This is a genomic window from Acinetobacter sp. LoGeW2-3 (genome assembly GCF_002688565.1).
Lineage (GTDB): Bacteria > Pseudomonadota > Gammaproteobacteria > Pseudomonadales > Moraxellaceae > Acinetobacter.
Genome location: NZ_CP024011.1, coordinates 2,725,591 through 2,737,285, shown reverse-complemented (window position 1 = coordinate 2,737,285; position 11,695 = coordinate 2,725,591). Strand labels below are relative to the sequence as shown.

11 protein-coding genes are annotated in these 11,695 nt (G+C 42.8%); 3 read left to right on the top strand and 8 right to left on the bottom strand.

Translation table 11 applies throughout. From position 1 onward, the window contains the following. Positions 1-9: 9 nt before the first annotated feature. Together tagF and BS636_RS13220 are read left to right on the top strand one after the other, a co-directional pair. Positions 10-969 (top strand): type VI secretion system-associated protein TagF, encoded by a 960-nt coding sequence (tagF, locus tag BS636_RS13225; protein WP_099339193.1) that lies wholly within the window; start codon positions 10-12, stop codon positions 967-969. Position 970: 1 nt separating this feature from the next. After that, positions 971-1,747 carry an OmpA family protein gene (locus tag BS636_RS13220; RefSeq protein WP_099339192.1) on the top strand — a complete coding sequence of 259 codons (777 nt, stop codon included), beginning with the start codon at positions 971-973 and terminating at the stop codon, positions 1,745-1,747. Between the two features lie 89 nt (positions 1,748-1,836). Here BS636_RS13220 and BS636_RS13215 read toward each other — a convergent pair whose 3' ends face one another. The 8 genes from BS636_RS13215 to BS636_RS13180 all read right to left on the bottom strand — a co-directional run bounded on the left by BS636_RS13215 (position 1,837) and on the right by BS636_RS13180 (position 9,351). Beyond that, positions 1,837-3,168 carry an ISNCY family transposase gene (locus tag BS636_RS13215; RefSeq protein WP_099339675.1) on the bottom strand — a complete coding sequence of 444 codons (1,332 nt, stop codon included), beginning with the start codon at positions 3,166-3,168 and terminating at the stop codon, positions 1,837-1,839. Positions 3,169-3,455: 287 nt separating this feature from the next. Beyond that, positions 3,456-4,745, bottom strand: a complete 1,290-nt coding sequence (locus BS636_RS13210) for an MSMEG_0569 family flavin-dependent oxidoreductase (RefSeq protein ID WP_099339191.1) — start codon at positions 4,743-4,745, stop codon at positions 3,456-3,458. A 12-nt stretch (positions 4,746-4,757) separates the two neighbouring features. Further along, on the bottom strand, positions 4,758-5,051 hold the full coding sequence (locus BS636_RS13205) for an MSMEG_0570 family nitrogen starvation response protein (protein ID WP_099339190.1): 294 nt from the start codon (positions 5,049-5,051) through the stop codon (positions 4,758-4,760). After that, positions 5,039-6,085 carry a sll0787 family AIR synthase-like protein gene (locus BS636_RS13200; RefSeq protein WP_099339189.1) on the bottom strand — a complete coding sequence of 349 codons (1,047 nt, stop codon included), beginning with the start codon at positions 6,083-6,085 and terminating at the stop codon, positions 5,039-5,041. Before BS636_RS13200 ends, BS636_RS13205 begins: the two co-directional genes overlap by 13 nt. Then, positions 6,086-6,688 carry an MSMEG_0567/Sll0786 family nitrogen starvation N-acetyltransferase gene (locus BS636_RS13195; RefSeq protein WP_087090707.1) on the bottom strand — a complete coding sequence of 201 codons (603 nt, stop codon included), beginning with the start codon at positions 6,686-6,688 and terminating at the stop codon, positions 6,086-6,088. A gap of 11 nt (positions 6,689-6,699) precedes the next feature. Continuing rightward, entirely contained in the window at positions 6,700-7,779 is a 1,080-nt protein-coding gene (locus BS636_RS13190; protein ID WP_099339188.1) for an MSMEG_0568 family radical SAM protein, read from the bottom strand. Positions 7,780-7,827: 48 nt separating this feature from the next. Next, positions 7,828-8,835, bottom strand: a complete 1,008-nt coding sequence (locus BS636_RS13185) for a Nit6803 family nitrilase (protein WP_099339187.1) — start codon at positions 8,833-8,835, stop codon at positions 7,828-7,830. Between the two features lie 33 nt (positions 8,836-8,868). Continuing rightward, the gene (locus BS636_RS13180) at positions 8,869-9,351 is read right to left on the bottom strand and encodes an MSMEG_0572/Sll0783 family nitrogen starvation response protein (protein WP_034585141.1); all 483 of its coding nucleotides are present in this window, start codon (positions 9,349-9,351) and stop codon (positions 8,869-8,871) included. A gap of 225 nt (positions 9,352-9,576) precedes the next feature. On the opposite strand from BS636_RS13180, the gene BS636_RS13175 reads away from it, so the two are divergent. Continuing rightward, positions 9,577-11,502 (top strand): sigma 54-interacting transcriptional regulator, encoded by a 1,926-nt coding sequence (locus BS636_RS13175; RefSeq protein WP_099339186.1) that lies wholly within the window; start codon positions 9,577-9,579, stop codon positions 11,500-11,502. The last annotated feature ends 193 nt before the right edge of the window (positions 11,503-11,695 follow it).

Here is an 11,695-nt window from a genome sequence, read left to right as displayed (position 1 = left end):
GGTGTGCTGATGTACGAGTTAAAAACCACACCTCTGTATTATGGTAAATGTCCAGCACGAGGCGATTTTCTTAAGTCACGTGGACAATATCAGCTGATCCAACTGATAGATCAGTGGATTACTGAAGCATTAGAATTTGCCATGCAAAAGACTGAGTTCAAGCAGGCGTATGCACAATTGCCATCGCTGGATTTTTTTATTGCCAATCCGAAAGAAAAACTGTTTCTGGTGGCGAACCTGATTGCTAGTAAAGATAGCTCAGGCCGGCAGTTCCCCATGGTACTCAGTCATTTAATTGAACACGAACAGCCTTTTGAAAATATCGTGTATTCGCCATTGCGCTATAAATCAGCGCTGGTTGAGCTGTGTCAACACAATCGGGTGATGCGTTCTATTCGTGATACCGATATTCTGTTAGATAAACTGAATATGCTAAGTAATCAGATTATGGTGTCCAGTCATGAGGAAGCACAGGCATTTTACGAGCATCATACGATTCATTCTTTTGCCAAACTCATGAATCTCAGCGCTTATCAGCTGGCACAAAGCCTGATTGGATTGGGGTTATTGCTACAGCCGATTATTCAACAGGGTACCAGTCGCTTGAATAAGGTGCTGATTTTACCCATTCATAACATCAATTATTGCTATGAAATTGCAGCATTTTGGGTCAGTTTAATTAGCCAGTTTGTACAGCATCACCATACGGAACTTTTGATTGGCATATTGCACAAAGAACAGCCAATTTTATTATTTGGTTTTAAAGGTGCAGATATACAGGCCTTAAGTGATATTTTTACAGAAAATCTGGATAGCCAGCATTGGGTATCGCTAATCAATGCAGCCTGGATTGATCAGTATCTGGAAAATAATGCCGGTTTGGCAGCCTTGGAACAGTCCCTAAGTGAACGCCAAATGAGTCTAACTCAAGGTATCAGATTATTTAAACAGACATTTGTAGAAGTATAAAATGAAGAATAAAATCAAGCACTTAAATTTAAAAAATGTTCTAAAAATCAATATATTAACAACTTTATTGTTAAGTTTTTCTGTATGGGCACAACCGATTATTACTGAAGGTGCTGTACCTAATGAAAACACCAAACAGGAAATATTGAGTAAATTATATGCAATTTATGGTCAGGAAAATGTGGTGGATCGTATCCAGATCCGTCAGGTAACCGCACCAGCAGGCTGGTCAAATACGGTCAACAATGTGATTAATGAAGACCTGAAAAAAGTGAAACAAGGTAAACTGACGGTAAAAGGATCTGATATTCAATTGACAGGGAAAGTATCAAATCCTGAGCAAATTCAGGAAACTACCGTAAAATTTCAGGGACTAATGCCAGTAAATTATCGTTTAAATGCGCAGCTTTCAGTCAATCAGGCTGAGCAACAGATTATAGATGCCGCATTAAAGAATCGAATCATTGAATTTGAATCTGGCAGTGCAGTTTTAGCAGCTTCAAGTGCACAGATTTTGGATGAAATGGTAATTGCCTTAAATAAAGTTGGTGGCAAGAAAGTACGAATTATTGGACATACCGACAGTTCAGGTGATACCAATAAAAATTTTGTGTTGAGCCAGCAACGTGCAGAAGCTGTGAAAGCTTATTTAATCGCAAAAAATATTCCAGCGCATTTACTGAGTACTGAAGGTTTAGGTGCAAGTAAACCTGTAGCGGACAACGCAACAGCTGAAGGTCGTAAGAAGAATCGTAGGATTGAATTTGAAGTGCTTTAAAGTAAAATAGCTTAAGCAACAAATATACGTACATGGTAAATGTACTTATATAAGGATATTAATAGATGTTATTCCCAAGTAGAAATGTCCTATACAGACATTTCCAAGTCAAGCACAGGATTCAGATATCGTTGTTGAACTGCTGTTTTCTGTGCTCGTCTACGTGGCATCTTTTGAGAACGATTACGTTTGTTTCGTTGTTCTAATTCTAATTCTTCATGCTGTTGTTGAATATGGTTCAGAACAGCACCTAAACGTTTATTTTCAACAATCTCTCGCTGATTGAGTGGGCTTAACTTATCGAAGATGTTGTAATTGATTTTTCGACCTTCATATTCAATTGCAACTGTACCATCCGGGTATTCTAGAAACTCAAGATACTTGCCGATCAGCCTTTGATTTTCTTCCGTGTTTTCCAGAAGATATACGCATTTATCATAAGTAATCGTCAGACTATTCGTGACTCTGCGGGGTTCACGCCAGGTAAAAATATCATCTAACTGCTCAGCAGTTTCGCTGACAGTCCGGTGTAGATCCTTGGGATTAAAGGCCATCTTGGCAAATTTACGATTAAATTGCTCAATAAAGCAGGGTAACCATCCATTCGCTTCCTCAATCGAACCGATGCCTGCCAGACGCATTTCTTTAATCAGACGATCCTGAAGAGTTCTATTGACTCGTTCTACACGGCCTTTGGCCTGTGGTGAATTGGCGAAGATGATATCGATATTCAGAGTGCTGAGCACGCGTCCGAATTGCGTGATCTTGGAGTCTTTCTTACTACTTTGATTTACCCTAAAGACTGAATGTTTGTCGCTATAAAATGCTAAAGGCTTACCGTGCTGTTCGATATATAAACGTGTTGAAATCATATAGTCAAAGGCTGATTCTGACTCACAGAAGCGTAAATGCTGCAATTTTCCTGTAGCATCGTCGATAAATACTAGCAGACAGCATTTAGGGGCTCGTCCTTCAAACCAGTCATGATGTGAGCCATCAATCTGGATCAGTTCACCATAACAGTCCCGGTTATAACGAGGCTGATACGGCCGTTTCAGGCGCTTGGCGCGAGGAATCCATAAATCGGCTGCAATCATCCAGGAACGCAGTGTTTCCACTGAAATATTGAATCCATGAATGGTCGTCAGCTTTTCATGCGCTAGAGTGGGTCCAAAACCATGGAATTGCTCAGCGACCAGATTGAGGCACTTGAGTCTGAGCTCTTCAGGAAGCCTGGAATTGCTGATTTGGCCACGTGCAGCATGTGCTAATGCAGTTGCACCTTGAGTTTTATATTTTTGCAATAAACGTCTGATCTGACGTTCTGAAATATGAAGTAGCTGAGCAGCTTGGGACTGAGTTATGCGTTGATCACAGATTTCTTGCAAGACCGACAATCTTTTAAGTTCTTTATCCGACATAGACACCAACATATCAAACCGTCCGCTAAGGAAATTGCAAAAGTGCATATTCTAAAAGCGGACATTTTTACTTTGGAGAAACCGGACATTTCTATTTTGGGCTTACAATAGAATTTCGTATAATGTATATTATGTTAAACGAAGTATACTAAACAATAACTTCATATTTACCTTAGCCTCTACTATTGCGATGACTACCTAATTCCAATTTAAACATTAAACATAATTTATAAAAATGACCGCATGAAATCATGCGGTCAAAATTCTAGAGATTAAACTGATGCTCTTTATGCAATAATCATCTCTGCATATTTTTCCTTAAAGGCATGATGGCGTTGAATAATATGCTTAGACAAATATTGTGAATCCTGATCAATACCGAGGAAACGCCCTGATCCCCAAGTATATAACCATGGTAAGCCGATAAAGCTGACGTCTTGATCCACTGTGATCCCACGATCATGTTTTGGATAGCCACTGTTTTCAAAAATATCCAGATCAATCCATGAGTAATCCGGTTTAAAGCCGATACACCAGATAATTGAAGTAATATTTTCTTCAGCTAAATTGATTTCTGTCCGCTCTGTTTCTGGTTGCCAAACTGGTGTATAGACACTGACAGGCTCAGCCGTTTCAATTCCATTCTGTGCAATATAGGCATCAATGGAAGCATTAATACGGTTATAGGTAGCATCTGCATTATCCAGATTCTGTACCAGATTTGACTGGAATTTAAGTGAACCATTTTGGTAGTCAGCAAAACGGCCAAATAACTGCATACCTTCGAGCGCAAACTTACGCAGATCGATGTCCCGACCACCATCACGACCGGTTACATAATGGTTGGTACTGTTACGAACTTCTTCACTATAGCGGTGATCTTTCACCGTGGTTTCGTAATAGCCCATCTCAAACAGCCATTTCACGACATCTTTGCCACGATAAAAACGTGCACAGCGCGGTGCATCACCAATAGACAGATAGACTTTCTTGCCAGCTAAATGCAGATCCTCTGCGATCTGCGCACCAGACTGGCCAGAACCGACAACCAAGACATTCCCTTCCGGTAATTGCTCAGCATTAAAGTACTGCTCGGAATGAATGGTATAAACATGTTCTGGTAATTCAGAGCTGAGTTTTGGATAAATTGGCGTATGATAGCCCCCTGCTGCAATCACCACCTGATTTGCAGTCGTTTCACCAATGCTGGTTTGAATGTGAAAATGCTGCTCGGCAATTTTAGTGACTTGTTCAACGGCGACATTTAATAATGCAGGTGGATTTAGCTTTTCAATAAATCTATCCAGATAGTCGACAATTTCATCCCGTTTCATAAAACCTTCTGGATCATTGCCATGATATGGATGGTTCGGCAATAAACACTGCCAGTTTGGCGTTACCAAAGTGAAATTGTCCCAGCGTTTATTACGCCAGCTATGGGTTAGACAATCTTCTTTTTCTAAAACGACATGATCGATATTGGCCTGTTTAAGATAATGGCTCACTGAAAGTCCAGCCTGCCCACCACCGACAATAACGACATCATAATGTGATTTTAAGCTTGTTGATTGAAACATAATGATTTTCCTCTAATCGATGTTATAAATGTCAGTGATTTCAATGGTGTCTTCAGGCTTGACTGAGAATGATGTTGCCTGTTCCTGAATACGGTTGAGCGTATCCATGGCTGAACTGCAGGCAAAGCCGTAACGCGCACGTACCCGTTCGGAAGCGGCATGCAGGGCCTGTTCAGCCTGTTTTAAAAATTCCTGACCGGCCCATTGCTGACCTTTCTGAAAATATTCATAGACAATGGTGCTTGGTGAATAGAAATTGCTGCTTTGACCATTCGGCCATTTCACCGTGAAATTTACGCTTGGCATACGCTGAGCTCTTCTTGTCTAAAATCATGTTGATATCTTTGAAAATCTTGGATCTGTTTTGCGTAGCACAGACCGGTAAATGTTTGCTGGAAGTCCCAGAATTCAGCTTTTGAATCTTTATTAATAACAGTGACTTTGCCTGAATCTTTTACTTGCCCAATCACGGCACAATGCAGATCCTGTGAAGCAAAGAGTTCAATAATCTCTTCACACTCTGCATCGTCAGCAGTCAGCAAGAAGCCATAGCTTGGAAAGATTTGTAGCCAGTGCTGCCAGTCGACATCTTGCGGTTTAACAATCTGATCCAGCTGAATATTTGCACCACAGCCAGAGGCTTCCAGCAACATCAGCAGGCTGCCAAGAATTCCAGCATTGCTGATATCTCGTGCTGAATAAGCTAAGCCCTGTTCTGCCAGTTGTGGGAGGATTTCCAGTTCTGCCTGTAACTTGGCTTCATCTATATTTTCAAAGCATTTCCAGTAGGTGGTGTTTGGATGGAACTGGCCTTTCATATTGAGTGCCAGCAAAATATTTTGTTGCGGTTGTACATGCATGACTGATAACAGCCGCTTAGCCTCCCCTTGGATTGCTACGGAAAGTGCTGGCTGAAAATTAGGATCTATATGAGTATGTCCACCGACTAATGGCACGCCGTAGCACTGACAGGCATCCTGCATCCCCTGAACTAAAGCTTGTGCTTGATCAGTGCTGCGATGCCAGAAGCTATTCACAACAGATGTCGCCCGGCCTCCCATCGCTGCAATATCACTGATATTCGCCATCACCGCTGACCAGCCTGCAAAATAGGGATGATGCTCAACAAAGCTGGGAATCATGCCTTCGCAGGCATGCAGCATATAGCCATGTTCTGTGGCAATCGCAGCGGTATCATCTCCCGGTAAGGCATACAGATCAGCCAGCTTTTCAATGTTGGGTTGGGCTATTTTGATCCCTTGACCAATATTCATTTTCGCTTGCATTGCTGGCGTCTGTCTGAGGTAGCCGAGCAGCCGTTCAAGTTCTGACTGGTTCATTTACACTACCTCCTGCATTGCATAGGAATGCTGCATGTAAGCCTGACTAATATTGCTCAATGGATAATGTGCTAGATCCGCCTGCATCAGTACATGAGGAATATTGGCAACCTGAATATTCTGTTCGCTATGCCAATGCAGCTTTTGGAAATACCTTTCATTCTGTTGCTGTACAGTCGCAAGAAAACGTCGGCATCCCAGATTTTTTGCAGTAGAAACAGCCGCATTGATTAGGGCTTTCCCAATGGCTCGGTGGTGGCGATATAAGGGATCGACACAAAGCCGGCCACCCCACCAGGTCTTTTTACCTTCAGGAAAGATCCGGACTGCACCAATGACACGATCTGGTTCACCAAACATCTGACCAATCGCCACAATACCGAATGCTTTAAAATCGTATTCATCCCGATCTTCTTTCAATATCTGCTGTTCATCGCGAAAGGTTGCTTCACGCAGGCGATAATATTGACGTCGCTCCCAATCTTCGCTGACGATTTTGATCACGATATCTGCACTAATAAATTCATCAGCCAGATAATGTTTGAGTTGCTGGTTAACTGCCTGCAGCCATGGGTTTTGTGAAAGATCATCATCTAAATACATCGCGATCTCTCCTATTCATAAGCTTTGAGGGATGAGCAGGCACCACATTTGGCACAACCCGCCTGGGTGTCTTCAGACTTCAATTGATGCTGTTTCAACTGAGCACCAATTTCCGGATAGAGTGCCTGCATAAACTCTGGTTCAGGTTTTGGATGATGCTCAAGTGGCGTACCTTGAATCGGGACGAATGGCACCACAAATGGATAGACACCAATTTCAGTCAGTTTGGCTGTCATCTCCAGAATTTCTTCTTGGGTATCGCCAAGCCCAGCCAGAATATAGGTACTGACCTGACCCCGGCCAAAGACTTCAACTGCCGCCTTAAATGCCGCAAAATATTTATCCAGTGAGACTTCCGCTTTACCCGGCATGATCTTGTGTCGTACCCGATCACTCACAGCTTCTAAGTGCATGCCAATAGATACGGCGCCTGCATTTTTTAACTTGGTAAACCAGCTAAAATCATCCGGTGGTTCACATTGCACCTGAATAGGTAAATCAACCGTTGCACGAATAGCAGTGACTGAATTAAATAAAATCTCGGCACCGCGATCCGGTGTATTCGGTGTTCCTGTGGTCAGAATCATCTGAGTGATCCCATTTAACTCGACAGCTGCTTTCGCCACTTCCGCCAGTTGTTCAGGACGTTTACGGATTAAGGTCCGGCCATCTTTAAGAGATTGATCAATTGAACAAAACTGGCATGCAGTTGCCTTGTCATTCATGCGAATACAGTGCTGCAACACCGTAGTCGCCAGTACGTCATGACTATGCAAGGTGGCAATCTGTTCATAAGGAATGCCATCTGCGGTTTTCAGGTCATAAAACTTTGGACGTTTCGGTGCAGTTAGCGTAGCAACCGGGATCTTGTTTTTGAAGACAATGACATTATCGGTTTCTTTGTCCTGCTGTGCGGTATAAGGAGAATCCTGAGAGGCAAGATTCAGCACGGGAATCATCATGGTCTTTCCATTCAGACTCAGGGCTTTATGGTCGCTTGGGCCGGCACCACCTTTACGGGCCAAACCGACTTCACCTTCCCATTTCAGGCCATTGCATTGCAGGTCACTGAGTAATTCAACTGCTGACATGGCGACACTCCTTACACGTAATACTTAATTCATTTTCAAATTTGATGGCTATGCTTTACTTAGCAACTCTTCTGTTGGTGCGGTAAAGTTGCTCAGTTTTTCTTGGTTTGTTGATGGATTAGATTCTTGATATTCATGTAAAATCTGGGTCTTGCGACGATCGATTAGCAGGCTCAGCAATTCAGGGCGGCTGTAATGCCCCACAGAGTCCATCATGCGTTTGCGTTTATCGATCAGGCTAAAGTCCAGATCGGCAATCACATAACCTTCACCTTCGGTTAACGGTGCCGTTAAAAATTTACCCTCTGGCGACACAATGACAGTAAAGCAACCACCGGAAATCGGACCTTTTTCACAACCGGTATCCTGCATAATTTGTTGCTGTTGTTCTGGTGTTAGCCATGCTGTGGCATTCACTACAAAACAACCGGATTCCAGGGCATGATGCTGAATGGTTGCAGAGATTTGATCGGCAAAAACCTGTCCGACTAAAGAACCAGGAAACATTGCAGCATGAATTTGTTCACCATCTGCCATCAAAGCGAAACGCGCCAATGGGTTGTAGTGTTCCCAGCATGCCAATGAACCAATTCTTCCGACGGCGGAATCAATGGCACGCAAACCACTGCCATCGCCCTGTCCCCACACCATACGTTCATGGTAAGTCGGGGTGATTTTGCGACGATGCTGGATGATGCTGCCATCCGTATCAAATAACAGCTGGGCGTTATAAATTGTCCCACCTGCACGTTCATTAATTCCAATGGAGACCACCATTTGCGCAGCACGACATGCAGCGCCAATGAGATCCGTGGCTTCTGAAGGCACCACCACAGATTCATTGAGCAGTTTGAGATGTTCTTTACCCATCGCAAACGGTGGCTGGACAAAGGAAAAATAAGGGTAATACGGCACCACAGTCTCAGGAAAAACTGCAAATTGCACACCTTGCTGTCCAAGCTCAGCAATCAGCTCACAGACCTTTTTCACGGTTCCTGCTTGGCTATAAAGCACTGGACTACACTGTACGGCTGCAGCTTTTACGATTCGACTCATGGTTTTACTCCCCTATTTTTCCTAATCTTTGAATTACACAGTCCAAGTATCGATGATTAATGCATTGTCACGACGCATCAGCAGTTTCAGATCCATCACATCCAGTGGGTTGATGGCACGAATACCTGGAATGAGCGCTTTTTCAGTCTGGCCATACAGTGCCTGAAGTGCGAAGCGGCAGGCATAGACTTCACCACCTTCTTCCATAAAGGCTTTCAGCTGGTTGTTGACTGCCAGATGCCCCGGGAAAGCTTCGGCACCTAATGTTGGGAAACCACGTTGTACGCCAAGTTGTACGCCTGGACCGTATAGCAGGATTTTGGTTTCAAAGCCTTTACGTAAAAGTCGTTTAGCCTGCAATACATTGACTAAACCAATCGAACCTTCAAATGCCACGGTATGGAATGTCACCAGTGCTTTTTCACCTGGCTGGGCTTTAACATCCTCAAATACCTTTTCTTCATAGTCGACCAGGAAGTCGCCATCTTTATATTGTTCGATATCTACTTTTGGCATAATGCGCTCCGATAAGATGAGTTAAACAACCTTGATTGGTTTGTCTTAGTGATTGCCAAAGCCGTGCCAGATTCAGAAAATTGCTAAATATATTTTTTAAATTATTGTTTTTATTTAATAATTAATTTTTCATTCATTTTTTAGTGATTAAATAAAAGTCTTTTACAATTATGAAATTTCGTATTATTATGATTTTTCATAGCTACAACTACGAAATTTCATATCATGGTAGCAGACTTTATTTCAGGTTGGGCACAATCTGAGGACTCTTTACGGCCTTTGGCTTTCGAGCATGCCGCACAGGCATTGATGGTGATTGATCCGAAAGAGAACCGTTTTATTGATTTTAATATTGCTGCTGCTCGCCTGCTGCGTTATGAACGGCATGACTTGTTGAATAAATCAGTTACTTCTCTTTTTGGTCATTTTACCCAGCTGCCCTATCTGATTGCCTTTACTGAGGAAACGCTAAATAAAGGTCAGGCCTGGAATAATGAGATTTATGCCTTTGACCGCAATGGCGAGAAAATCCAGCTGGATGTGCATTCAATCCATTTACCGTATCAACAGCATGACTACATGATCTGGTCGCTGGTGGATGTGAAAGATCTGGAGCTGCGCCAATTTAATAAAAATGCTGACAAGGCCATACGTGCAGGTCTACTGGAATGGCAAGCATTACAGGAACTTTTTATTGATTCCGATACTGGTAAACATTTACTGCTGAGCGCCGTGGGTGACGGAATTTATAGTATTAATCATCAGGGACTGTGTACCTTTATTAACCCGGTAGGTGCCAAAATGCTGGGGCTGAAACCTGAAGATGTCATCGGCAAGAATATTCACCAGATTCATCATCATACCCATGAAGATGGCCGGCATTATCCTGTAGAAGAATGTCCGATTTATGCAGCAGTTCACGACGGCGTGGTGCATGAAGGTATTCAGGAAGTATTTTGGCGGGTGGATGGCAGCTATTTCCCGGTTGAATTCACCAGTACCCCGGTAATCCGTGACGGTGAGATTATTGGTGCAGTCGTGGTCTTCCGTGACATTTCTGAACGCTTAAATACCGAGGCTAAGCTTACCCAGGCGCTGAATGAACTGCAAAACCTGAAAAGCCGTCTGGAACAGCAAAATGAATATCTGCAAGAAGAAATCCTGCAAGATAATCAATACCATGATATTGTTGGGAATAGTAGTTCGATCCGGGAAATTATCGAAAAGATCAAGGTCGTTGCACAAACCGATGCCAACGTGATGATCTATGGCGAGTCGGGTACGGGCAAGGAATTGATTGCCCGTGCGATTCACCAGTCTAGTCATCGCAAGCAGCAGCCTCTAATCCGGGTTAACTGTGCCGCAATTCCTGCTGAACTTTTTGAAAGTGAGTTTTTCGGTCATGCCAAAGGTGCTTTTACCGGCGCTGTCCGGGATCGTGCTGGACGTTTTGAACTGGCGGATCAAGGCACACTCTTCTTGGATGAAATCGGTGAAATTCCACTCGAGTTGCAAAGCAAACTGCTTCGTGTCTTGCAGGAAGGTACCTTTGAACGGGTTGGTGAAGAACGCACACGTAAAGTTAATGTCCGAATTATTGCTGCAACCAACCGTAATCTCAAACTGGAAGTCAGACAGAAACGTTTCCGTGAAGATCTCTATTTCCGTTTAAATGTATTTCCTATTTTTTCACCAGCATTACGTGAACGCAAAGAAGATATTCCGCTTTTAGTTAGTCATTTTAGTAAGCTGATCTGTGAACAGCGTAAAGTGCCCTACCTTTCTTTTAGCCAGAAACATATCCAAGAATTGCAACGTTATAACTGGCCCGGCAATATCCGTGAATTACAGAATGTGCTGGAACGTGCCATGATTACCGCTCGGCACGGGGCTGTGTCATTTCAGTATTTATTGGAGCAGGATGGACAGCCGGTTGTGCATCAGGCAAAACAGCCTAATACCCCATTACAACAAAACCTTCCAGAGATTCTAACTACTGAGGATCTGAAACAGCTGGAAATAGATAACCTGAAACGCGCCGTTGAGCATTGTGAAGGGAAAATATTTGGTGAAGACGGCGCTGCCAAATTGCTGGGAATTAACCCGACGACCTTAATTTCAAGATTGAAAAAATTTGGGATTAGCTATTAGTTTTTTACTTAGAGTGAGGAGTTTATAAATAATATTTGAATTAATATAGCCTTATAACCACCTTGGTATTCAATAAATGCATAATAAATCCATAAAGCAAAATTGGGCACATTTCTAAATCCTATTGAATGGGAGTAAATAACTAATCATTTAATATGAATAAGAAAAAATATGCATCGTTTAAAATAGTCGA